General features: G+C 60.8%; 24 protein-coding genes. 11 read left to right on the top strand and 13 right to left on the bottom strand.

Annotation, left to right across the window (positions count from 1 at the left end; all coding sequences use genetic code 11):
* Positions 1-53: 53 nt before the first annotated feature.
* Positions 54-314: a 50S ribosomal protein L27 gene (rpmA, locus tag CRO06_RS14635; RefSeq protein WP_014996047.1), complete on the bottom strand. Its 261-nt coding sequence runs from the start codon at positions 312-314 to the stop codon at positions 54-56.
* Positions 315-341: 27 nt separating this feature from the next.
* Entirely contained in the window at positions 342-653 is a 312-nt protein-coding gene (rplU, locus tag CRO06_RS14640) for a 50S ribosomal protein L21 (RefSeq protein WP_014996048.1), read from the bottom strand.
* 250 nt (positions 654-903) lie between these two features.
* On the opposite strand from rplU, the gene CRO06_RS14645 reads away from it, so the two are divergent.
* The 3 genes from CRO06_RS14645 to CRO06_RS14655 are packed head-to-tail and all read left to right on the top strand — an operon-like array spanning position 904 to position 2795.
* On the top strand, positions 904-1875 hold the full coding sequence (locus CRO06_RS14645; RefSeq protein ID WP_097058769.1) for a polyprenyl synthetase family protein: 972 nt from the start codon (positions 904-906) through the stop codon (positions 1873-1875).
* A gap of 45 nt (positions 1876-1920) precedes the next feature.
* Positions 1921-2514 carry a YajG family lipoprotein gene (locus CRO06_RS14650; protein ID WP_055099451.1) on the top strand — a complete coding sequence of 198 codons (594 nt, stop codon included), beginning with the start codon at positions 1921-1923 and terminating at the stop codon, positions 2512-2514.
* Positions 2515-2522: 8 nt separating this feature from the next.
* Positions 2523-2795 carry an Rdx family protein gene (locus tag CRO06_RS14655; RefSeq protein WP_022996680.1) on the top strand — a complete coding sequence of 91 codons (273 nt, stop codon included), beginning with the start codon at positions 2523-2525 and terminating at the stop codon, positions 2793-2795.
* A 455-nt stretch (positions 2796-3250) separates the two neighbouring features.
* Here CRO06_RS14655 and CRO06_RS14660 read toward each other — a convergent pair whose 3' ends face one another.
* Positions 3251-3442: a CPXCG motif-containing cysteine-rich protein gene (locus CRO06_RS14660; protein WP_014996052.1), complete on the bottom strand. Its 192-nt coding sequence runs from the start codon at positions 3440-3442 to the stop codon at positions 3251-3253.
* Positions 3430-3843 (bottom strand): HIT family protein, encoded by a 414-nt coding sequence (locus CRO06_RS14665; RefSeq protein WP_055099452.1) that lies wholly within the window; start codon positions 3841-3843, stop codon positions 3430-3432. The genes CRO06_RS14660 and CRO06_RS14665 overlap by 13 nt, the downstream gene beginning before the upstream one ends.
* Positions 3844-3980: 137 nt before the next feature.
* Between CRO06_RS14665 and CRO06_RS14670 the strand changes: the two genes are divergently transcribed.
* Positions 3981-4370: an MAPEG family protein gene (locus CRO06_RS14670; protein WP_022996682.1), complete on the top strand. Its 390-nt coding sequence runs from the start codon at positions 3981-3983 to the stop codon at positions 4368-4370.
* A 40-nt stretch (positions 4371-4410) separates the two neighbouring features.
* On the opposite strand, the gene CRO06_RS14675 is transcribed toward CRO06_RS14670, so the two are convergent.
* Entirely contained in the window at positions 4411-5427 is a 1017-nt protein-coding gene (locus CRO06_RS14675) for an AraC family transcriptional regulator (RefSeq protein ID WP_026949547.1), read from the bottom strand.
* 200 nt (positions 5428-5627) lie between these two features.
* Between CRO06_RS14675 and CRO06_RS14680 the strand changes: the two genes are divergently transcribed.
* Together CRO06_RS14680 and CRO06_RS14685 are read left to right on the top strand one after the other, a co-directional pair.
* Entirely contained in the window at positions 5628-6458 is an 831-nt protein-coding gene (locus CRO06_RS14680) for an SDR family oxidoreductase (RefSeq protein ID WP_097058770.1), read from the top strand.
* Between the two features lie 191 nt (positions 6459-6649).
* Positions 6650-6835, top strand: a complete 186-nt coding sequence (locus CRO06_RS14685; protein ID WP_014996057.1) for a hypothetical protein — start codon at positions 6650-6652, stop codon at positions 6833-6835.
* Here the strand turns inward: CRO06_RS14685 and CRO06_RS14690 are convergent.
* The gene (locus tag CRO06_RS14690) at positions 6832-7212 is read right to left on the bottom strand and encodes a hypothetical protein (protein WP_014996058.1); all 381 of its coding nucleotides are present in this window, start codon (positions 7210-7212) and stop codon (positions 6832-6834) included. The genes CRO06_RS14685 and CRO06_RS14690 overlap by 4 nt on opposite strands.
* A gap of 267 nt (positions 7213-7479) precedes the next feature.
* Here CRO06_RS14690 and CRO06_RS14695 point away from each other — a divergent pair, with 267 nt between their 5' ends.
* On the top strand, positions 7480-7911 hold the full coding sequence (locus tag CRO06_RS14695; RefSeq protein ID WP_022996686.1) for a hypothetical protein: 432 nt from the start codon (positions 7480-7482) through the stop codon (positions 7909-7911).
* A 161-nt stretch (positions 7912-8072) separates the two neighbouring features.
* Entirely contained in the window at positions 8073-9398 is a 1326-nt protein-coding gene (locus tag CRO06_RS14700) for an ABC1 kinase family protein (RefSeq protein ID WP_097058782.1), read from the top strand.
* A gap of 39 nt (positions 9399-9437) precedes the next feature.
* Here CRO06_RS14700 and CRO06_RS14705 read toward each other — a convergent pair whose 3' ends face one another.
* From CRO06_RS14705 to CRO06_RS14725, 5 genes are all read right to left on the bottom strand, one after another.
* Entirely contained in the window at positions 9438-9989 is a 552-nt protein-coding gene (locus CRO06_RS14705) for a porin family protein (RefSeq protein ID WP_022995764.1), read from the bottom strand.
* Positions 9990-10124: 135 nt separating this feature from the next.
* Positions 10125-11480 (bottom strand): VWA domain-containing protein, encoded by a 1356-nt coding sequence (locus tag CRO06_RS14710; RefSeq protein ID WP_022995765.1) that lies wholly within the window; start codon positions 11478-11480, stop codon positions 10125-10127.
* Positions 11481-11489: 9 nt separating this feature from the next.
* Positions 11490-12419, bottom strand: coding sequence for an AAA family ATPase (locus CRO06_RS14715; protein WP_014996063.1), 930 nt, complete (start codon positions 12417-12419; stop codon positions 11490-11492).
* Between the two features lie 107 nt (positions 12420-12526).
* Positions 12527-12886, bottom strand: coding sequence for a putative quinol monooxygenase (locus tag CRO06_RS14720; RefSeq protein ID WP_022995766.1), 360 nt, complete (start codon positions 12884-12886; stop codon positions 12527-12529).
* A 115-nt stretch (positions 12887-13001) separates the two neighbouring features.
* The gene (locus CRO06_RS14725) at positions 13002-13634 is read right to left on the bottom strand and encodes a TetR family transcriptional regulator (RefSeq protein ID WP_026949544.1); all 633 of its coding nucleotides are present in this window, start codon (positions 13632-13634) and stop codon (positions 13002-13004) included.
* Between the two features lie 252 nt (positions 13635-13886).
* Between CRO06_RS14725 and CRO06_RS14730 the strand changes: the two genes are divergently transcribed.
* Entirely contained in the window at positions 13887-15893 is a 2007-nt protein-coding gene (locus CRO06_RS14730) for an SDR family oxidoreductase (protein WP_022995768.1), read from the top strand.
* 163 nt (positions 15894-16056) lie between these two features.
* On the opposite strand, the gene CRO06_RS14735 is transcribed toward CRO06_RS14730, so the two are convergent.
* Positions 16057-17040: an alpha/beta fold hydrolase gene (locus CRO06_RS14735; RefSeq protein ID WP_097058771.1), complete on the bottom strand. Its 984-nt coding sequence runs from the start codon at positions 17038-17040 to the stop codon at positions 16057-16059.
* A gap of 372 nt (positions 17041-17412) precedes the next feature.
* On the opposite strand from CRO06_RS14735, the gene CRO06_RS14740 reads away from it, so the two are divergent.
* Both CRO06_RS14740 and CRO06_RS14745 read left to right on the top strand, forming a co-directional pair.
* Positions 17413-18909: an adenylate/guanylate cyclase domain-containing protein gene (locus CRO06_RS14740; RefSeq protein WP_022995819.1), complete on the top strand. Its 1497-nt coding sequence runs from the start codon at positions 17413-17415 to the stop codon at positions 18907-18909.
* A complete protein-coding gene (locus tag CRO06_RS14745) occupies positions 18896-19951 on the top strand; it encodes a hypothetical protein (RefSeq protein WP_143247746.1) in 1056 nt (351 codons plus the stop codon). Before CRO06_RS14740 ends, CRO06_RS14745 begins: the two co-directional genes overlap by 14 nt.
* A gap of 87 nt (positions 19952-20038) precedes the next feature.
* Here CRO06_RS14745 and gspD read toward each other — a convergent pair whose 3' ends face one another.
* Positions 20039-22144, bottom strand: a complete 2106-nt coding sequence (gene gspD / locus CRO06_RS14750) for a type II secretion system secretin GspD (protein ID WP_055099471.1) — start codon at positions 22142-22144, stop codon at positions 20039-20041.
* Between the last annotated feature and the right edge of the window lies 1 nt (position 22145).

A 22145-nucleotide genomic window follows, 5' to 3' on the forward strand; every position in this document is an offset into this window, starting at 1 on the left:
AAAAACCCCGCGGGAGTGAACCTCGCGGGGTTTTTCAGGCCGATCCGCGGGGATCAGGCGACCGGTTCGATCACCACATATTTGCGGTTGTTCGGGCCTTTCACCTGAAACTTAACGCGGCCTTCGGCCTTGGCGAAGATGGTATGGTCTTTACCGATACCGGTATTCACACCAGCGTGGAAGCGGGTGCCACGCTGACGAACGATGATCTCGCCCGCTTGAACCAGCTGGCCACCATAGCGCTTCACGCCAAGGCGTTTACTTTCGGAATCGCGACCGTTACGAGTACTACCACCGGCTTTTTTATGTGCCATGTCTCAATCCTCCTGCCTTGACCAGAATCAGCCCTGGATCCCGGTAATTTTCACCGCCGTGTACCACTGACGATGGCCTTGTTGCTTGCGGTGATGCTTGCGGCGGCGGAACTTGACCACATGGATCTTCTTGTGGCGGCCCTGCTCGACCACTTCGGCGCTGACCTTGGCACCTTCCACCAGCGGCTGACCTACTTTGATGTCGTCGCCATCGGCAACCAGCAGAACCTGGTCGAAATCGATGGTATCACCGGTGCCTACTTCAATTTTCTCCACGCGGAGGATATCACCTTCCTCCACACGGTACTGTTTGCCACCGGTTTTGATGACTGCGTACATCCGTCTTACTCCAGATGATCCTCGCGGGCGGACTTGCCTATCTTGTCCATACAAGACAGACGTCACTTTGGGGGCCCGTTGGACGATGACTAAAAAGGGCCGCGAAGTGTACGCCAAAGCAGGCCGCGACTCAAGCCCGGCAGCGCCGAACGGCGGCCATCGGTGGCCCGCGTCCGGCTTTTCTTGACTGCCCGCCGCCCCCTGCTAGCATTGCCCGCTGTTCGCGCTCATTCTGCTGGATTGCTGCCCCATGGATTTTAAGGCCATCAGTTCCAACGTCGCCGACGATTTCGAGGCGGTCAACCGCTTCATCCAACACCATCTGGATACGGATGTGCCTCTGATCCGCGAGGTCGGCGAGTACATCATCCAATCCGGCGGCAAGCGCCTGCGCCCCTTGGTGTGTCTGCTCTGTGCCCGTGCCGCCGGTTATTCCGGCGACAAGCATGTCAATGTTGCCGCGGTCATCGAATTATTGCATACCGCCACCCTGCTCCATGACGACGTGGTGGACGAATCCGGCCTGCGCCGCGGCCGCCCCACCGTCAACGCGGTATGGGGCAACGCCGCCAGCGTGCTGGTGGGCGACTTCCTGATCTCACGCTCATTCCAGCTCATGGTGGCGCTGGAAGACCAGCGGCTGCTGGAAATCCTGTCCCTCAGCACCAATACCATCTCCGAGGGCGAGGTCCTGCAGCTCATCAACTGCCGCGACCCGGACACCAGTGAAGACAGCTACATGCGGGTGATCCACCACAAAACCGCGAAAATGTTCGAGTCCGCGGCGGAAACCGGAGCCGTGCTGGGCGCCACCGAAGGGTGGGATCAGGCGGAGGCCTTCGCCACCTTCGGCCGCCACCTGGGTATTGCTTTTCAGTTGGTGGATGACGTGCTCGACTATCAGGGCGATGTGGAAGAACTGGGCAAGAACGTGGGCGACGATCTGGCCGAAGGCAAGCCCACCCTGCCGCTGATCCACACCATTCGCAACGGCTCTCCGGAGCAGGCCAAACTGATCAAGGACGCCATCCGCACCGGCGGCCTGGACCGTCTGCAGGACATCATCCACATCGTTCGTGACTCCGGCGGTCTCAGTCACACCGTGGCGGTGGCCGAGCAACAGACCCGGCTCGCCCTGGCGGCACTGGAGACGGTGCCCGAGTCCCGTTATAAAGAGGCTCTGCAAACCCTGGCATTGGAATCCCTGAAACGGACCCATTAGAGCCTGTTCATAGAGCCCTGAACCGAGACAGATGAGGAAAGACTCATGCGTTCCCTACTGACCGTTCTGATTGCCGCCCTGGTTGTAAGCGGCTGTGCCCTAAGCCCGCAGCGCATTGAGGTCGACCCGCAAGTGCAGGTCAAAGCCTCCAACGTCGGCCATAACCGTTCAATACAGGTTCTTGGCGTCGATTCCCGTGGCAAGAATGAGTTCGGCAGCCGCGGCGGCGTTTACGACGAGACCGCCTTGTTGATCCCCAGCAACGACATCAAGGCGGTGATCGCCGACACCGTCCGCAATGGCCTGCAGAGTCTGGGCTTCAACGCCTTCAATCCCGGCGGAGACGCCACCACTCTGGAAGTCCGCCTGGAGCAGCTGGACTATATTCCGGAGCCGGGCTCGGTGGTGAATCGGGTCGACCTGAACCTGGTACTGCAGGCGGAAGCCCGCCGCGGCCCGACCACCCATACCGGCACTTACAAGAGCAGCGTCGAGCACAAGACGCCGTTCACGCCGTCCCTGGCGCAAAACCGGCAGATGATCAACGACATCCTGGCCAAAGCCATCGAGCGCCTGCTGCAGGATCCGGAAATGCTGGCCTTTCTGGCTGGCGCCGACTTCCCCGGCGATAGCGAGTAAACGGTTTCATGGCTGGCCAAGTGAGCATTCACTATTGCCGCCAATGCAACTGGCTGCTGCGCTCCGCCTGGTACGCCCAGGAACTGCTCGCCACCTTTTCGGAAGAACTGGAGGAAGTCACTCTGCGGCCAGGCACTGGCGGGGTGTTTCGGATTAGCGTGGATGGCACGCTGATCTGGGATCGGGCCGAGGATGGCGGCTTTCCGGAGATCACCGAACTGAAACGCCGGGTGCGCGATATCGCCTGCCCGGATCGTTCTCTGGGGCATATTGACCGCTAGCTGACCGGCACACAGATAAAGGTTCTTTTCGAAAGGGTGTTGTTCTGGCAAGGAGAGCTCTTCTCTGGAGCTTCGTAGCCCGGGCCTTGTGCGCTCCCCCGGGTTCCATGACCCGCCGTGAACCCATCCCTGGGGGCTTGCGTTCGGCGTCCTGCCTCACACAGTCATGGAACCCGGGGGAGCGCACAAGACCCTCAGTCATAGCCAACCGAAGGGTTCCTTTTTCTTCTCACTGTCGTCAATTTGCAGCTGAGTATTGCAGCACTCGCGAAGTGTTGCTGGTCAGGGCGTTCCAGGACCGTGTTTGGCCAGGGATGGCCAAACCCGAGCTTACAGGGATGTACTTGTAGCGTGTCCTGGAATGCCCTGACCAGCAACGCTCCTCCGCTAGAAAGGCAAAATCCCTGATTGAAGAGAAACCCTTCCCGCCAATCCGTGATGAACCATAAAACGGATCACTCATTCTCCGGCCGCACCGAAACCTCGGGCGTCTCCGGGTTCGGCAGGAAGACTGTCAGCACCAGGGGTTGGCAGCAAACGTGACAGTCCTCCACGTATTCCTGATCCCCCTGGGACACATCGACCAGGGCATCGAAATACTGCCAGCAATGGGGACACTGCACCGGCACCGGGATCAGCGCGTCCATGCCCCCTCCGGCAACACCAATCCGGACAGCCAGCCCGGTGGATGTTTCAATGGTCGCGGAGTGCCCTGCCCCCATACGGGCCCCGGCCAGCAAGGGTCATCACGGAAGCGAGCGATCACATGCACGTGCAGTTGGGGCACCAGATTCCCCAACGCCCCGATATTGATCTTGTCGGCACCGGTGACCCGCTCCAGTTCCGCCGCCAAACCATTGACCACGCTCAGCAGACGGTGCTGTTCCTCCTCCGCCAGTTGGTGCCACTCCCGGATATCGAGCCGGCGCGGAACCACCACCAGCCAAGGGAAGCGGCCGTCACGCAGCCAGCGAATCCAGCAAAACTCATCCTCCGCCACGGCGCCGGTATCCGCCGCCAGACGTTCGTGCAATATCACCGCTGTCATAACCTCTCCACTTGGTATGGGCACGGCTCGCTATACCACGCCATCCAGGCTAGCATGATACGCCAAAATTATTAGAGCCTATCAAGGCTGTGCCGCCACGGGCGGCGACACATGTTTTTCTGTCTGGGGGGACGGTTATGGAATGGGTGGCCATCGTCACGGTGCTTGCCTTGCTGCAATGCGCCCTGTTCAGTTTTCTGGTGGGGCGGGCCCGGGTCAAATATCAGATCCGTGCGCCGGCCGTGGCCGGACACGAGCTGTTTGAGCGCAGTCACCGGATCCATGCCAACACGGTGGAACAACTGGTGCTGTTCCTGCCCGCGTTATGGTTATGTGGCTGGTACCTGGAGCCGCGCGCGGCGGCGGTGGTGGGTAGCCTGTTCCTGATCGGCCGCCAGCTCTACTTTAATCATTATCTGGAACAGCCCCGGGATCGTGGCACTGGTTTCCTGCTTGGTTTCCTGGCGACCCTGACACTGCTACTGGGCGCTCTCGGCGGGGCCATCAGCTCATTGATCCTTCATTGAGCGCGGCCGTTTACCGGCCACACCCCACGGCCCTGACACCCTAGCCGCGATAGTCCGACGGGCTCTTGCCGGTCCAGCGGCGGAACGCACGGGCGAAATTGGAAGCATCGGAATAGCCCAGCGCGGCGGCGATATCGTCCACCGAACGGCGGCTTTGTGACAGGTATTCCACCGCCAACCCCTTGCGCAGATCATCCAGCAGCTTCTGGTAGCTGGTCCCCAATTGCTGCAGCTTGCGCTTGAGCGTGCGGGAGGACATGTGCAACTCACTGGCCACTTCCTCGACGCCGGGAAACCGGCCCGAGCGCGCCAGAATAATTCTGCGCACCTGCCCCAATAACGGCGGCGGTGCCTTTATATGGGCCAGTTCCTGCTCGCACTGCACTTCCGCCAGACGCGACAGGCGCGGATCCGCGAAGCGCAACCGGTATTGCAAACGCTCCGCGGGAAAGCGCATTTGGCTGTAGGCACAATCGAAATACACCGGCACCGGAATCAGCGGCCGCAGCCGCTGAAAGTAATCCGGCTCCGGATAGGAAAAGCGCAGCTCACCGAACAGCTCCACTTCCGGCAGCATTTGCATCCCCATGAAATGGAAGCTGGAGAACAGGCTCTCCGTAAGCAACGGCGCCAGATCACCGAGAGACAGCATTTCATTGACCTGCAGCACCGCCCAGTCGCCTTCGACGAAGGACTCCAGTTGAATCAGGGTGCTGCGGATACGGAAGAATTTCACCGCCAGTTCAATGGCGTCCCCCAGGGTTTCGCTGCTCATCGCCGCGTAGCCGAGAAAACCGTGGGAAGACAGCGGCGTCGCCGCTCCCAGTTCCCAGCCGAGCCAGGGCTCGTTGGTGAGCATCACGGCACGCCGGGCCACCCGCCGCAACAGCGTCGCCGACACCCGTGATTTCGCCTCACGCCAGCATCCCTGGCGAACACCGGTTCCATCCAGCAATTGCTCTTCGCTGAACCCGCGTTTCTTCATCACTTCCATGAAGGGAATCAGGTACTCCGCGGACACCGCGTATTCCTCGGGATTCATTTTTAGAATTGTCATCTTGCCGTTCCCGTCTTGATCTCTTGCATTGGCCTGAAATGACAGACCTGCACACCATACCCAGCCCTCTCCCCGGCCGGCATTGCCCCTGAAGCCCGCCGGACGGGCACCTGCGGTCAACCGTGCCGCCCCCTCTTTCCACCTCTCCAGCAGCAGGCGTACTCTGTAAACCTCCCCTGGCACGCATAAAGGAGAACATCATGTCGACACTGAGCGGCAAAACCCTGTTCATCACCGGCGCCAGCCGTGGCATTGGCAAGGCCATAGGCCTGCGCGCAGCCCGCGACGGTGCCAACATCGTGCTGTTTTCGAAAACCGCCGAGCCCCACCCCAAGCTGCCCGGCACGCTTTATACCGCCGCCGAGGAAATGCAGGAGGCCGGCGGCAAGACCCTGGTGTGCGTGGGGGACATTCGCCATGAGGAAGATGTGGCGGACGCGGTACAGCAGGCGGAGGAGACCTTTGGCGGCCTGGACATTCTGATCAACAACGCCAGCGCCATTTCGCTCACTTCCACCGAAAGCACCAGCATGAAGTCCTATGACCTGATGCATCAGGTCAACGCCCGCGGCACCTTCCTCGCCAGCCGGCTGTGCCTGCCACTGCTGCGCCAGGCGGAGAACCCTCACATTCTGATGTTGTCACCGCCGCTGAATCTGAACCCGGCCTGGTTCGGTCGCCACCTGGCCTACACCATGGCCAAGTACGGCATGAGCATGTGCGTGCTGGGCCTGGCGGATGAGTACCGCAACCGGGTGGGCGTCAACGCGCTGTGGCCACGTACCGCCATCAACACCTCCGCGGTCCGTAATCTCCTTGGCGGCGAGCAGTCGGTGCAGGCCTCACGCCAGCCGGGCATCATGGCCGACGCCGCCCATGCCATCCTGATCCAGCCGGCGAACCAGTGCAGCGGCAACTTCTTTATTGATGACGAGGTCCTGGCGGCGGAAGGCGTGGACCTGGACCGTTACAAGGTAGACCCGTCGCTGAGCGATGATCAGCTGTTACCGGATTTTTTTCTGGATTCCTGATCGCCAGGCCGCTATCCACCAGCGCCGTGGTGGCTGGCAAAAACCGTCACATCCTGCCGCAGGGCGCGGCGCCGGATCATCGGGCTTCGGGGATAAAAAACATATCCCCCTGATTTAAAAAGAAATAATCAGGGAGAAGAGGCTGGCACGGTTCTCGCTATCCAATGGAGACCACGATCAGGTGAAACATCATGAGCAAGGTCATACGCCTCGAAGAGCGCGACCCCGAAACCGCCCTGGAAAACCTGAACCGGGTCACCGGTCTGGACTTCCACTGCTGGCCGGAGTCATTGCTGGAACAAGACCGCAAGACGCCCCGGCCCCAGCCGCGACCGGCCAGCACCAAACCCCGTCGTACCGCGGGCGGCACGGCTTAGTAGTTGGAAATCAGCTTGTCCTGGGGATCCAATGCCATGCCCCGGCGCTGCATGTACAGCTCTTCCACCACATAGCGCATGGACGGATCGGACAGGCCCAGGGTCACCTGGATCTGCTCCACGCTGTCACTGAGCCGGAGCTTGACCACCCCGGACAACAACGCACTGCCTTCTCCCTGGACCTCGGCGCAGTCGACCACCACCGCCTGCTCACCCTTTTCGTCCAGGCAACACACGCGCAGTTCCACCCGGCCCCGGGCTCCGGTCACCCGCACCCAGGAGGCCACGTTGAATTCCGCTTCCCATTGCCGGGCCCGAGCCGGCCTTCCCCCCGCCCAGATGCGCTCCGGCACCTTGGCAATAAACGCTTCACTCATGGAATCCATCTCGCCATTTTATTCTTCAGGCAGTGTACGGACGGTCTGGAATCTCTGCCACGGGCGACTTGGCGGGGGCAGGTTGATATGCATCACAAGGCCGGGCAACAAGCGCTGTTTTATTGTCTGACAATCAAAACCTTGCCATGCCGCGCTACCCCGTAATCTAACCCCATACTTTGGCGAATCGTTCTCGCCAAACCTTTTTCTCCGACAACGCCAAGGCGTTTGTCGCCCCCCAAAAGACCCGCTGACGAGAGGCGATCCATGGGCGAGCTGAAAGAACTGCGTGAAGAACGGGCCAACCTGGTCAACCGTGCCAAAAGCCTGGCCAACACTCTCTATCTGGCCGGCCTGGGTGCCTACAGCAAGGCCAATGAGAAATCCGAGGAGCTCTACGGACACTATCTGTCCACCGGTGCTCAAGCCTACGGCGACGAGGCCGACGGCAAATCAAAACTGGCTCTGGCCAGCCGTGGCTTGCTCCTGAGCGCCCGTCAACTGATCGACGAGGCACCGCGAAAACGCCAGGAGCTTTACGAAAACCTGGTTGCCGCCGGCAAGGAGCAACGCGGTGAGAAAGCGGAAAGCAGCAACGAGTTCGTATTGGCCGGTGTGGGCGCCGTTTCCACCGTGCGCGAACAAGGTCAGAAGCTGCTGGATGAGCTGATCAGCGCCGGCGAGAAAGAGCGCGCCTGATTCCAATTTTCTGTCACTTCTCTCCTTACCTGGGGCCGTTATCGGCCCCTTTTTTTCGCAAAGCATTCGCTGGCAAGCCATCGTGTTAACCCCATCGCCTTCCTCGCCGGATTAGAGCACCATAGGAACTCCAACACCGTAGTGATCGCATGGAGGGCACCGTGGCCAAACGAATCCGCAATCCGCTTGCCGGCGGCGGACGCCTGCTTAAACTGACGGGCATGACCACCTCCATCGCCACTCGCGTGGCCACCCATCAGGTCAAGAGCTGGTTTCAGGATGACGCTCTGCGAGAGACCAACCGCGAGGCCCTGATGCGCCATATTGGCCGGGAGGTCGCGGCCACGCTGGGAGAGATGAAAGGCGCGGTGATGAAAGTGGGGCAAATCGCCTCGCAGATGCAGGACATTCTGCCCAAGGAAATCAGTGAACAGCTGGCGGTACTGCAGAACGCTTCCGCGCCAATGCCATTCCACGTTATCCGACGGCAATTGGAAACCCATCTGGGCGGTAAACTCGGCGACCATTTCAGGGAGTTTTCCGAAACACCGTTCGCGGCCGCATCCATCGGCCAGGTCCATGACGCGGTTACCCGGGATGGAGAATCGGTGGTGGTCAAGGTGCAGTATCCAGCGGTGCGCAGCTCGATCGATTCGGATATGCGCCATCTGAAACGCATCCTCAGACTCGGCAGCCTGCTCAAGGTGAATGAAGCCGCATTGGACTCGGTATTTCAGGAGATCCGATCGCGACTCAACGAAGAACTGGATTACCATCAGGAAGCGCGCAATCTGAATCACCTGCGCGAGTTTCACCGTGACCAGCCCTGGCTGGTGATCCCCCGGGTCCACGCTTCTCTGTCCGCTGAGGCGGTACTCACCCTGAGCCGCGAAGACGGCGTCCCTCTACACCAGGTCAACGACGAGAATGGCTTCGACCAGCCGCTACGCAATCTGTTGGGTGAGCGCTTGTTTGACGCCCTGGCGGCGGAGATTTTCCAACTAGGAACGGTGCACTGCGATCCCCATCCCGGCAATTTCGCTTTCCGCCGGGACGGCAGTATTGTGATGTACGATTTCGGCGCGGTGAAGCAACTGAGCGAAGAAGATATCGAGTTGTTTGGCAAGGTCATCAACGCCGCCACCAGGGGCGACTGGGAACACCTCGATGCCGGCTTGATTGAACTGGGCGCGCGGCGGCCCGACAGCCATCCGCCACCGGGATTCTACGATCGCTGGGTGCCTTTGATACTGAGTGGATTTTCTCCCGAGCCGGTCAATTTCGCAGACGCCCGGGTTCATCTGGATATCGTGGAAACGGTACGCAAGACGCCACTGTCGGCGCTGCTGACATTTCAGCCTTCGTCCCGGACATTACTGGTGGAGAGAGTGGTGAGCGGGCACTACTGGACCATGAAAGCTCTGGGAGTTCATTCAGCGTTCTTGCCACGCCTTCAATCCAGCATGGCGATGTCGAAAGTGGGGTAATGCCTTAAACAGGCTCTTACCCCACCGCGCTCCGATACTTTAGAACGCCGACCGCAAACCAACGCTAACGCCGGAAATTTCCTCTTCGTCCTTGTCGAAGTAACGCATGTATTCCAGATTCATTCCCAGAGTATCGGTAAGATTCACATCAATGCCCGCGCCATAGGATTGATCCTCGAAACGGCGACTGTCATCCACCTGATAATTGACGCCCGCCAAGGTCCCCTCGGCCTTCACCGTCCCTTTCATTTTGGTATAGCCGCCGATGATGTAAGGATGTACCGATTCCGCCAGAGGCGCTGATAATTTCACATAAGCGCCATACATATTGTCCATTTCAAAATCGACGATACCCCGGGAGTCCTCATCGAATCCCATGCCACCGCGGATTTCCATTCCCAGATAATCGTTGAATTCATACCCAGCACGGAAAACGGCGGAGTCAATTTTCAGCGTATCGCTGTCGTACTCCTCATTATCGTATTGCATTTGAGTGTAGTTGCCGCCGATAAAGGGACCGGCCGCGTAGGCCCCACCTGCGGTGAGCGAGAAAGTAACGGCCACTGCTGTCGCGAATTTCCGGGTCAACATAAATCACTCCTTACTTGCGAGTCGAACCACTCGGGTTACAACGGTGTGACTTATGCTATCCGGGGGAGTTCGGGAGAGGGGTTAAATGGCGTTAAAAGCGAGCGAAGCAGTTCGCATTTTAAAATTTCACTTCAACTACTGTGCGTTGTTCAGCGCCCGCAAAAGATAATCCACGAAACGGCTGAGATCGTTCAGGCTGGAGCAGCGGCGGGCGGCCCGACAGTAGGGTTCGTATTTGGCCATGATGGCGTCACCGCTGTTCCAGCGTGACGGATGCTCCGGGTTCAACCAGAAGACCTGGCGGGCACGGCGCGAGATTTCCGCCAGATGCTCCTCACCCGCGGGCAAGTCATTGTTGCGTGCATCCCCCAGAATGATCACTGTGCTGCGCCGGTCGATCTCCCGGCCACAGGCCTCCTGGAAGGACTCGAACATGTAGCCATAATCGGTGCCGCTGCCGGAAACCCGGTCGAGAATACGCCCCACCGCCACCTCGGGATGGTACTGACGGAAGTCATCGGTGACCTCATCGAAGCGGGCGGCAAAAGCAAAGCTGCGCACCTGGGGCAGAACATCGTTCATGGCATAGAGGAACTGCAACAAAAACCGGGCCGCCTCACGCACCGACCCGGAGACATCGCAAATCACATACACTTTGCTCTTCAGCTTGCGCCGTTCACGCCAGTGCAACTGCACCGGTACGGCGTTATAGCGCAGGCTGGAGACCAAGGTACGGCGGGCGTCCATGGCGCCGCGTTTGGCGCGTTTTTGCCGGCGTTGATGCAAAGCGGCAAGGCGGCGCGCCATGCGTCGCACCAGATCCTGAATCTGGTGGTACTCACGGAGTTCACGGAACGGCGCCGCCCGCATGGTGTGTTCCCTGAGCGCACGGCCATGGGCCCGGCCGTGCAACTCGAACTGCCGCCGCACATACTGGCTGGCCCGCTCCCGCACCTGCTGGCGCCAATCCCGCAACTGCTCCGCCCGGTTCTGATCCCGGCGGCGCGGCGATGCCGCCAAACGCAGAATATCGTCGTCCACCGCCCCCATCCCCATGTTCATCACCAACTGCCGGGCGAACAGTCCCTGTTGGGTAATGACCTGCATAGCGGTGAAGTCCTGCTGGGCGGCGGCCTCGGCGAGACTCTGAGTCAGTTGCTCCGGCGACTGGGCAAGCAGATTGGCGGTGGTTTCCGACAGATCTCCGGTGTCCATATCGGTGGTGTCGGGCAAAGCCCCCACCTCGGCGTCTTCATCGCCATCCGCCGCAATGGACTCGAAGTGAAAAAAATCATCGAAGCACTGATCGAAGCGGGCCCGGTCCACCTGGGCCTTGACCAAGGTCTGCGCCAGCGTTTCCCGGAACTGTTCGCGCGGGTGGTAGCCGATCAGAGCCGCGGCCCGCAGCGCTTCTTCCGCTTCCACCGGAGAAATACGAATCTGTGCCCCACGCAAGGCACGCACGAACTCATGCAAACGACGATCAGCCATGGCTCGACCTCAGCCCGCGCGCTGCTTGCTGAACCAATGCGGTAACAGGCCACGCGCCAACGTCACGTCCTGTTCGTTCTTGAGGATCAGGGTCAGCGTCTGCTCAACCAGCTCCGGCTCGAGACTGTCGGCGTGCAACAGCACCAGAGCCCGGGCCCAGTCCAGGGTTTCGGAGATGGCGGGCAGTTTCTTCATGTCCTGCTCACGCAGATGCTGAATGAAACTCACCAGTTGCTCGCGCAACCGATCACCAAGCTCCGGCACCCGCTCGGCGACAATCCGCCGTTCCAGATCCGGTTCCGGATAGGGGATATAGAGATGCAGACAGCGACGCTTGAGAGCGTCGGACAGCTCACGCTGGTCGTTACTGGTGAGAAACACCAGGGGACGATGGCGGGCACGTACCGTACCCAGTTCCGGGATGGAAATCTGAAAATCAGAGAGCAGTTCCAGCAGGAAAGCCTCGAATTCCTGATCCGCTTTGTCGATCTCGTCGATCAACAGCACCACCGGCTCCTCCGCGCGCAGCGCCCGCAACAGGGGACGAGGCTCCAGAAAAGTATCGCTGTAGAAAGCGTCACCCAGGTCGCCGAGACGCGCCATGCCCTGTTCCAGGTTCTCCGTATCGGACAGCAGGGAACTGAGCTTGTCGCGCAGCAATTGCGTATAGAGCAACTGCTTACCGTATTTCCACTCGTACAGGGCGCGGCTCTCATCCAGCCCCTCGTAACATTGCAGGCGGATCAGTGGCGCTTCCAGAAAGGCGGCAGCGGATTTAGCCAGCTCGGTTTTGCCCACCCCCGGCGGGCCTTCCACCAGAATCGGCTTTTGCAGTTGAGCGGCCAGGTAGACCGCCAGCGCGGTGCGTTGATCGCATATGTAGCCCTGGCGGGCAAAACTGGCGATCACGTCATCCACGGAATCGATACGGGTCTTCATGAGCGTTTGTTCTCGGTTATCCACGTCCGGTTCCCCAGTGTAGGGGATTCACCGACAGGGTCTCAGGAAGGAATGGACGCCGCCATGGCCGAAACCGACATACGGCGTCAATGCAGGACGGTATCGTCTCCCAATACCATGTCGAGGCGTGGCGGGACGTCGTCGATTTCCTCTTCGTCCTCTCCAGTGACGTCGAAACGCAATGAATGCACTTCACCGTCGATCATGTCGGGGATACGATCGAGAAAATCATCCAAATGATCGGAATCGAAATGGCGTTCAAGGGCGTCCAGATCGCGCCACTGCTGCCATAACATGATGACCCGGGGGGAGTCAGCCTGTACGTAGACTTCGTATGAAACGCAGCCCTCCTCGAGGCGCGCTTCGCGGGCCAGAGTCTGAATCAGGGCCAAGGCGTCATCCCGCAGATCATCCCGCACCGGAATGAGCCCTTTGACGATTACCATTGTGCTCCAGGGGATAGATTGGGAAAGGACGGCATTGTAGCACAAATCGCGGCAGCCCGCTGATGGCGCCTCCGACGGCCGATTTCGCTGCCGTAACGAAGCCGCCGGAAGACGCCTAGAGGCGCTCGCCCTGAGCCCAGCGGCGCCCTCCCAGAGCCAGGATCGCCAGTTGCTCCACCGCATTGGCCGCCAACTCCTCACGCCGCGCCGGGGAGACATCGAGCATGGCCACGCCAAGCCCGAACATGAGCGATACCGCCGCTTCCGCTTCACGCTCGGCGGGCACCGCCGGGCGCCCCTGGGCCGCCACCACGGAACGAATGTCCTCGGCCAGCTCATCCACCAGCAGTTGCAGCTCACCGTGAATACGCGCCCGGTAGCGCCGGCTGCGCCCCAGCCTCTGCTGCAGCAACAGACGAAACTCGCCTTCATTGGACAGAATGAAGCGGCCAAAGCGGCCCACCAGTTCCTGGATCGCCTGGCGCGGCCCGATCTCGATCATGCTGCGACGCCCTTCCGACATGGCGACACGCAACCGAAAGCAGGCTTCGTCAATCAAGGCCAGCCCCAACGCTTCCATATCGGGAAAATGGTTGTACAGAGACGTGGCGGCGAGGCCGGCTTCACGGGCTACCTCGCGCAATCCCAGGCTGTCCAGGCCCCGCCCTCCGGCCATCAGTTGCCGGGCCGCGCCCAGAATCCGTTCGCGGGTTTCCTTTTTCTGCTTTTGTCGCAGGGTTTCCGTCATTTTCAACAAACAACTGTTAGTTATTGCTTATCCCTATATAGCCATAAAAGGCAGGCTTCTTGCAACAACCGTGGAAGGCTGTTGACATCCGGACATAACGATCACAAAATAACTAACACTTGTTAGTTGTAATGGCGAGACCGGCCCATGCTGGCATCGCCCGGACAAGGGGCGCATCATCGATCAGGTGCCCGGCAAGATCATAAACAGGCTCTACAACACACCGTGCGTGCTAACGAGGGATTGACCGCCATGAACTATTTCGTCACCGGGGCCACCGGTTTCATCGGCCGCTTTCTGGTTGCCCGGCTTCTGAAACGGGAAGACAGCCGGGTCTTCGCCCTGGTTCGCCCAGGCTCCGAATACAAGCTGGAGGCTCTGCGGAGGCGGCTGGGCGTCGAAGAGCAGCGCCTGGTACCGATTACCGGCGATCTGACGAGAAAAAGCCTGGGTCTGAGCAAGCGGGACCTGGATGACCTGGCCGGCCAGATCGACCACTTCTTCCATCTCGCGGCGATCTACGATCTCAATGCCGACGAGAACACCCAGCGTTACACCAATATCGAAGGCACCCGCCAAACCCTGAAACTGGCGGAACAGCTGCAGGCCGGCTGTTTCCATCATGTTTCCTCGGTGGCCGCCGGCGGACTCTATCCCGGCACCTTCACCGAGGACATGTTCGAAGAGGCCTCCGGCCTGGACAATCCCTACCTGCTGACCAAGCACGAATCGGAAGCCCTGGTACGCCAGGAGAGCCGGATCCCCTGGCGCATTTACCGGCCGTCTCTGGTAGTGGGCCATTCCCAGACTGGGGAAATGGACAAAATCGACGGCCCGTACTACTTCTTCAAACTGATCCAGAAGCTCAAGGATTATCTGCCCAACTGGTTCCCGCTGGTGGGCGTGGAAAGCGGCCATTTCAATATCGTGCCGGTGGACTTCGTCGCCAGTGCCCTGGATCACATCGCCCATCTGCCGGAGGGGAACGGCCAGTGTTTTCACCTGACCGCCGAGCGCAGCTATAACTTCAGCGAGGTGATGGATATCATCGCCGGCGCCGCCCAGGCGCCACGTATGCCGGTGCGCCTGGATAACCGCGTCTTCAATGCGGTCCCTGGTTTCGTCAAAAAAGGCGTCAACGCGCTGACCCCGAAAGCACTGATCAACCAGCTGCTGGAAAGTCTGGACATCCCGCCCACCATTGTTCAGTTCCTGGCATTCCCGACTCAGTACGACAACCAACGGGCCAGGGCTGCTCTGGAAGGCAGCGGCATTGAAGTGCCGGATCTGGAAAGCTACATCCAGCAATTGTGGGATTTCTGGGAAAATCACCTGGACCCGGAGCGGGATCAGCGCAAGGACGAATTGCAGCCGCTACCGTCCTTGCCTGACAAGGTGGAGGACAAGGTCGTGCTGATCACCGGGGCCACTTCCGGGATCGGCAAGGCCTCGGCCCTGAAGCTGGCCCGCGCTGGAGCCACCGTGCTGGTGGTGGCCCGCACTCCGGAGAAACTGGAAGAGACCCTGCACGAGATCAAGCAGGTGGGAGGCATCGCCCGGGCCTACCGTTGCGACGTCTCGAAGATGGAATCCGTGGATGATCTGGTGAAGGAGGTTCTGGCGGATTACGGACGCGTCGACATCCTGGTGAACAACGCTGGCCATTCCATCCGCCGCTCGGTGGTCAACTCGGTCTATCGTTTCCACGATTTCGAACGCACCATGCAATTGAACTACTTCGGCTCATTGCGGCTGATCATGCGCCTGTTACCGAGCATGCTGGAACAGGGCAGCGGACACGTCATCAATATTTCCAGCATCGGCGTTCTGACCAACGCACCGCGCTTCTCCGCCTATGTGGCATCCAAGGCGGCGCTGGATTCGTTCACCCGCTGTGCCGCCAGCGAGCTGGCTCACCAGGGCATCCGTTTCACCACCATCAACATGCCGCTGGTGCGCACGCCGATGATCGCACCCACCAAGCTGTACAATCACGTACCCACCATCAGCCCCAGCCAGGCGGCGGACATGATCTGCGACGCCATCGTGCGCCAGCCCAAGCGGATCGCCACCAGTCTTGGCGTCCTCGGTCAGGTGATGCATTTCATTACCCCCCGGGCCACGGAAACGATCATGAACACCGGCTACAAGCTGTTCTCCGACTCCGCCGCCGCGATGGGGCGGCGTGAGCGCACGCCCAAACGGATCAGCCGCGAGCAGGCGGCCTTCTCCCGGTTGTTTAAGGGGATTCACTGGTAGCGGGTGCGTTCTGCACGATGGAGGTGGCCGCCATGGACGGCGGGCATAAAAAAGGCCCCGCCGTGGGGCCTTGAAAAACCGGATATACCGGAAGCATACGCAGCGGGGCTTGCGCCCCGGAGAGAATAGTCGCCGATCCACGCCCGGCTGCCCTTGATACAGATCAGGGTTCGGGGTGATCCTCTCCGGGCGGGGCCGCCTCAGCCAGAAACGCCAGCATCTCCCGATTCACTTCCGCCGCCTGCTCCATCTGGATCCAGTGCCCGCACTGGTCCAGCACCACGGTATTCAGATTCGGCACATAGTCCGGCATGCGTGCCAGAGCCTTCTGACTGAACATCAATACCGGGTCTTGCATGCCACCGAGAAACAGCACCGGCGCCTGAATCGTCCAGTTGTCGTCAGCGCGGCTTTCCTCCCAGGAGATATCCATGGCTCGATACCAGTTGAGCGCCCCGGTAAACCCGGTCTTCTCGAAACGGGCCACGTAATAATCCAGGTCTTCCTCACGCATCCAGCGCGAGGGCCGTGCCGGCACGCGCATGGAATCCAGCACACCGCTGTCATCCGGTGCCACCTGGAAATTGGCCATGCCTTCGGCGGAAAGATTGTGGAACAGAGCCCGCAGGCTATAGCGAACATCCTCACCAAGCTCCCGTTCCGGCGCTTCGGCTTGCTGAAAATAAAGCATATAAAAGAAATGATCCCCGAACAGCTCCCGCATCGCCTCGGTGGGCGCGCGTGGCGAGGGGCCACCGTAGGGGACCGACAGCCCAACTACCGCTGTCACCCGCTCCGGGTAGGTCCTGGCCACTTCCCAGGCCAGCGCGCATCCCCAATCATGCCCCACCAGCACCGCCCGTTCGGCACCGAGGGCATCAATCAGGGCCACCACATCCCCGGCCAGCCGGGACAGGCGGCAGTCCTCCACCGTCGCCGCTCCACGGGTTTCGCCGTACCCGCGCAAATCCGGCGCCACGGCGTGGTATCCGGACTGGGCCAGTACCGGTAATTGATATCGCCACGACGCCCAGCACTCCGGGAAGCCGTGCAAACACAACACCAAAGGGGCGCCTTTGACGCCGGCTTCGGCAATGAACATATCCAGACCGTTGGCGGGCACCCGCCGCTCTTGTATAAATCCCATCTTGATTTCCTGGAACCCGCTTTTGCCGGGACAATAATCCGGAACTACCCGGTTATCGGACGCACGACGCATCCGGCACCGAAACCCGTCATGCTGGTTGGGTGGAAACGAGGCCCATTCCATGGTTCCCTAACCTGCGTCATTCTGGCAATGTGACACCGGAGCCACACCCTGGCAAGCTGCGGGCGGGCCACACCTTGATCCATTCCTCCGCGGAGCGGCTATTCAGGTAGAATATCGGTAGAGAATACCAATCCGGTGTCGATGGCGCCGGGCCCGGCCACCAGCCATCCCCGGCAAGGGCACGGCGGCACCGCCGCTCCAGCTTCGGCAAAGACGGGCACTCGCAAAACCGGCTCTAGGAACAGCAGCGTGGACGATCCTTCAAGACAGCAACCGCAACAAAAAAAGCACCGGTTCCGCCGGCTGTTGCGCCCTTACCTGCCCGCCTACTTCCCGGTGGCCTGGAAGATGGGCCTGTCGATCTCCGCCATGATTCTTTTGGGCATGGCCGTTCTCGGCACTCTGCTGCTGAACAACCAGCTTGAGCGCATGCGTCAGCAGGCGGACAGTTTCGGTGGTGCCATCGCCTCCCAATTGGCACATACCGCCCGCGAACCCTTACTGGCCGAGGACCGCTTCCTGCTCAAGGTGCACATCAATAATCTGGTCCGCAGTGACAATATTTACGGCGCCACCCTGTTTGACCGGGACGGCGGCCTGATCGATGAAGCGGGAGTGCAGCCGGCCCGGCGCGGTCCCTTGAGCGAAGCGGGCGTCAGCCGTTGGACCATGGCCGGCTCGCCCATGAGCACCTATATTTCCCCGGTAATGGTCAACGATATCCAGGTCGGCGCGGTGGCGATCACTCTCTCCGATCAACCTATCGCTCTGGCCCAGAAAGAGGTCCGGACGGCCATGATCACCGCCACCGTGATCATGGGGCTGATCGCCATAATCGCCTCTTTCGTGATCAGCCGCCGGCTGTCCCAGCCAATCCGTGATCTGCTGGCCGCCACCAGCGCCATGCGGCGTGGCGACTTGCAGTTCCGTATTCGTGAACGCCGCAATGACGAGATCGGTCTGCTGATCGAAGCCTACAACAGCATGGCCCATAGCATGCTGGAGAAAGATCAGGTGGAAAGGGTACTGCAGCGTTTCGTCAGTCCTTCGGTGGCGAAAAGCATGATGGCCGACCTGGATCAGGTCACCCTCGGCGGTCGCGACGTCAACGCCACGGTGGTGTTCGCCGATATCGTCGGCTTCACCCGGTTGTCGGAAAGCCTGGCGCCGGAGGCGGTGGCCCATATGCTCAACGTTTACTTCGATGCCGTCGCCTGGGCGGCGGATTCCTATCGCGGCACCATCGACAAGTACATGGGTGACTGCGCCATGATCGTGTTCGGGGTGCCGGAAGAGGATCCCGAGCACTTGTTCCATGGCCTCTGCTGCGCGGTGATGATCCAGCGCCTGATTCAGCGCCTCAACGAACATCGGCAGGCCCGCGGCCTGACCACCGTGGAATTCCGTATCGGAATCAATTCCGGCGCCATGCTGGCCGGGAACCTGGGCTCCCGTGACCGCATGCAATATACGGTGGTCGGCGATACCGTGAATCTGGCGTCACGGCTTTCCAACATGGCCGCCGCCGGCGAAATCATCGCCGCCGCCGCCGTGTTCAAGGACGCCAACATCGCCCCCCGGGTGCGGGCGCTGGAATACGGCTCCATGCGCGTTCGCGGCCGGCAGGAGCCGGTCAGCACTTACCGGGTCGATGGCGTGCACGCCTTGTCCGAAACTCTGATGGAGCAACGTATCGCCCAGTTCCTGACCCGCCTCAACACGGACGGACACCGTGCATCGTCCTGATTCAGCTCGCCGCCCCACTCTTCTTCTGCTGGCGGGACTGATCGCCTTGAGCGCTTGCCAGACCACGCCGCCGCCACCGGAGGTTACCCGGGAGTCGTTGCAACAGGCGCTCCATGAGCACCATTACCGGGAAGCGCTGACCATGCTGGATACGCGCCTGCTGCAAGACCCGGATCAGCCGGAACTGAGCCAACAGCGCGAAGACATCATCAAGGCAAGCCGCGAATACCGTGAGCAAACCCTGGCGGAAGCGCAGCGTCTGGCCGGGCAGGAGCAATGGCGTGACGCCCAGGGGCTGCTGGAGTCCACCGGCGGGCATCTGATCCATCCCGGCCCATTGGTGGCCTTGCGTGAATCACTGCACCAGCAGGAAGCCCAGCGCCTGCGGCAACGTCTTTCCGAATGGTGGCAGGCCCAGGCCCGTGCGCTGTTGGACAGCGCCACTCTGGACAGCACGCTCACCGGCTACACCCTGCCGGAGGCGGGACAAACCCTTGAGCTCCGCCAGGCCTTGAAAGCCGATTTGTCCGAGCGACTCACCGAGGTGGGAAACACCTACGCCGAGCAAGGCGACTGGTCGCGGGCGCAACGGGCCTTACATCTGGCGCACCAGCTGCAACCGGATCAACCCGCGCCCGAGGCTCTGGGTCAGGCGCAACAGGTACTGGCCCGGGCCCGCCAAAGGGCCGAGCAGCAACAAACTCAGCGCCAGCGGGAACGCTCCGAGTCATTGATGGCGGCCTACCGCGAGAGCGGCTCCCTGAAGGATCTGCTGGCGATACGGGAATACCTGCGATCCGCCCCCAACAACCACCTCACCGCTTTGCGCGACGAGGTGGAGACACTTTGCCGTGAACGCTACACCAAGGATATGGCCACCGGAGATGCCCTCTACGCCCGTGGTGAATACCAGGCCGCATACGCTATCTGGCAGGAGCTCAAGCCCCTGGCACCCGACAACGTGGAACTCAACAAGAAGCTGGAACGAACCCGGCGAGTCCTCAACAACCTGAGGGCGCTGGACGCCACCTCATCGGAGTAGCCCCCGCGCCTCTCTCGCCTGAATCACCGAGAGCCCAGAAAGGAAGCAGAGGAAGCGGCTGGTGGGCCAACCGCTTCCGAAGGAGTCTTACTGTTCGTCGCCGGACTGGTTCTTCTGCGCCGCCGAGCCCTGTTCAGCGTTGATCACCGGTCCGGAGGCCGGCGGCACCACACTCTCATCGGCGCTGCGCTGTTGCTCACGCTCATAGGCCCGGCGATAGTCGTCGGAAGTGCTGGTACGGCCGTTGAACAGCCGGTCAACCCGGGTGGGCAGCGGGTTCTTCACTTCCTGCACCAACTCGCCATTCTCATCGACGCTGAACTGCATGGCGGTGATCCCCATGTACTTGTCGCGCGTCATATCCACCAGACGTTCATTGCTTTCCAGGATGGTCGGTTTGATAAAGACCATCAGATTGCGTTTCACGTGGGTCTCGCTGGTGGAGCGGAACAGCACCCCCAGGAGCGGAATATCCCCCAGTAACGGCACCTTGCGCACCGTCTTCTGCACGTCATCGCTGATCAAACCGCCCAGGGCAATGGTCTGGCCATCATCCGCCAGCACCGTGGTGGTCAACTGGCGCTTGGTGGTGATGATATCGGACGCGGAGGAATCATCCTTCACCGCGGAAGTTTCCTGATCCAGCTCCAGCCGGATGGTATCCATACCCGCCAGATGCGGGGTGACTTTCAGGGTCAGCCCCACGTCTTCCCGCTGGATGGTGGTAAACGGGTTGGCGGTGGTGGAACTGGAGGAAGTGGACTGCCCGGTAATAAACGGCACGTTCTCGCCCACGATGATGGAGGCTTCCTGATTATCCAGTGTCAGAATGCTGGGCGTGGACAGCAGATTGGTGTTGGTGGTGCTGGCCAGGGCCTGAACCAGAGCACCCCAACGCAGGTTACCATCCGCATCGGTTTCACCGAAACCGGCGGCGATACCGTCGCCCAGCGTCAGGTTGGTGGGATCGTCGGTGAGCATGGCCTGAATCAGCCCTTGCACGCTGAGCCCCTGACCGGAGAAATTGACGCCACCATAACCACCGCTGCTACTGCCGGCCAGATACTGAAAGCCCAGGCTGTCAGCCTTGTCACCGGTGACCTCCACAATCGCCGCCTCAATCAGAATCTGGGTGCGGCGCACATCCAGTTGACTGATCACCGATTGCAACTCGTTCATCATTTCCGGCTCGGCGCGAATCACCAGGGCGTTGAGTGACGCATCCGCCTGGATCGACACTTTATTGTCGCCGGTTCCGGCCACGGCGGCACCGCTGGCACCGCCCGCGGCGCCGGAACCTTCCCCGCCCTTGCGCACCGCCGCCGCCCCCTGGGCGAAGTTCATCAGCAGTTCGGCCATATCCTCGGCATCACCGTGGCTCAAGCGAATCACCTGAACCCGGCTGGAAGCGGAAGACGGCGTATCCAACCGTGAGATCAATGGCAGCAAACGCGCCCGGGTGGCCCGGTCGCCTTTCAGGATCAGGCGGTTGGTGCGCTCATCGGCCACCACCGTGGCGGACTCCGCCCTCGGCGCGCGGCGATTGCCTCCGGCCGCCTGCGTGCTGCTGACCAGTTGATCGAGTAACGACACCATGTTGCCGGCGAAAGCATGCCGCAGTTGCACAATTTCCACCTCCTCGCTTTCAGTATTATCGAGGTGGTGAATGATGGCGCGCATGCGCTGAATGTTGTCCGCGTGGTCACTGATAATCAGGGCGTTGGCGGAGCCCACCGCCGCCAGGTGGCCGTACTGGGGCACCAGGGGACGCAGTACCGGTACCAACTCCTCCACCGGAGAGTTCTGTACCGCGATCACCTGGGTCACCAGCTCCTCACCGCCAGCTTCGTTGGCCTCGGTCATCGGCAAGTTGCTTTGCTTGGCGGTGGTGTTGGTGACGATCTTGACCACATCGCCGGAAGGCACCGCGGCGTAACCGTGCACCTGCAACACCGACAGGAACAGCTCATAGACCTCGGCGGACGTCAGCGGCTGATTGGATATCACCGTCACATCCCGGGCCCGGACCCGCGGGTCGACCACGAAATTCTTGCCGGTCATCTCCGCCACCTGGCTGATAAACGCCTGTATATCCGCATTGCGAATATTGACGGTCCATGTCTTGCCATCGGCATTCTGCACCACCTGGTCCTGGCCGGCGCGCTGCGCGTGGGCCGGCGGGCTCACGGACACA

The sequence above is a fragment of the Alloalcanivorax xenomutans genome (assembly GCF_900217905.1).
Classification (GTDB): Bacteria; Pseudomonadota; Gammaproteobacteria; order Pseudomonadales; family Alcanivoracaceae; genus Alloalcanivorax; species Alloalcanivorax xenomutans.

Coding starts and splice junctions, on each gene's coding strand:
- rpmA (WP_014996047.1), bottom strand. CDS start 314: ATGGCACATAAAAAAGCCGGTGGTAGTACTCGTAACGGTCGCGATTCC.
- rplU (WP_014996048.1), bottom strand. CDS start 653: ATGTACGCAGTCATCAAAACCGGTGGCAAACAGTACCGTGTGGAGGAA.
- CRO06_RS14645 (WP_097058769.1), top strand. CDS start 904: ATGGATTTTAAGGCCATCAGTTCCAACGTCGCCGACGATTTCGAGGCG.
- CRO06_RS14650 (WP_055099451.1), top strand. CDS start 1,921: ATGCGTTCCCTACTGACCGTTCTGATTGCCGCCCTGGTTGTAAGCGGC.
- CRO06_RS14655 (WP_022996680.1), top strand. CDS start 2,523: ATGGCTGGCCAAGTGAGCATTCACTATTGCCGCCAATGCAACTGGCTG.
- CRO06_RS14660 (WP_014996052.1), bottom strand. CDS start 3,442: ATGGACGCGCTGATCCCGGTGCCGGTGCAGTGTCCCCATTGCTGGCAG.
- CRO06_RS14665 (WP_055099452.1), bottom strand. CDS start 3,843: ATGACAGCGGTGATATTGCACGAACGTCTGGCGGCGGATACCGGCGCC.
- CRO06_RS14670 (WP_022996682.1), top strand. CDS start 3,981: ATGGAATGGGTGGCCATCGTCACGGTGCTTGCCTTGCTGCAATGCGCC.
- CRO06_RS14675 (WP_026949547.1), bottom strand. CDS start 5,427: ATGACAATTCTAAAAATGAATCCCGAGGAATACGCGGTGTCCGCGGAG.
- CRO06_RS14680 (WP_097058770.1), top strand. CDS start 5,628: ATGTCGACACTGAGCGGCAAAACCCTGTTCATCACCGGCGCCAGCCGT.
- CRO06_RS14685 (WP_014996057.1), top strand. CDS start 6,650: ATGAGCAAGGTCATACGCCTCGAAGAGCGCGACCCCGAAACCGCCCTG.
- CRO06_RS14690 (WP_014996058.1), bottom strand. CDS start 7,212: ATGAGTGAAGCGTTTATTGCCAAGGTGCCGGAGCGCATCTGGGCGGGG.
- CRO06_RS14695 (WP_022996686.1), top strand. CDS start 7,480: ATGGGCGAGCTGAAAGAACTGCGTGAAGAACGGGCCAACCTGGTCAAC.
- CRO06_RS14705 (WP_022995764.1), bottom strand. CDS start 9,989: ATGTTGACCCGGAAATTCGCGACAGCAGTGGCCGTTACTTTCTCGCTC.
- CRO06_RS14710 (WP_022995765.1), bottom strand. CDS start 11,480: ATGGCTGATCGTCGTTTGCATGAGTTCGTGCGTGCCTTGCGTGGGGCA.
- CRO06_RS14715 (WP_014996063.1), bottom strand. CDS start 12,419: ATGAAGACCCGTATCGATTCCGTGGATGACGTGATCGCCAGTTTTGCC.
- CRO06_RS14720 (WP_022995766.1), bottom strand. CDS start 12,886: ATGGTAATCGTCAAAGGGCTCATTCCGGTGCGGGATGATCTGCGGGAT.
- CRO06_RS14725 (WP_026949544.1), bottom strand. CDS start 13,634: ATGACGGAAACCCTGCGACAAAAGCAGAAAAAGGAAACCCGCGAACGG.
- CRO06_RS14730 (WP_022995768.1), top strand. CDS start 13,887: ATGAACTATTTCGTCACCGGGGCCACCGGTTTCATCGGCCGCTTTCTG.
- CRO06_RS14735 (WP_097058771.1), bottom strand. CDS start 17,040: ATGGGATTTATACAAGAGCGGCGGGTGCCCGCCAACGGTCTGGATATG.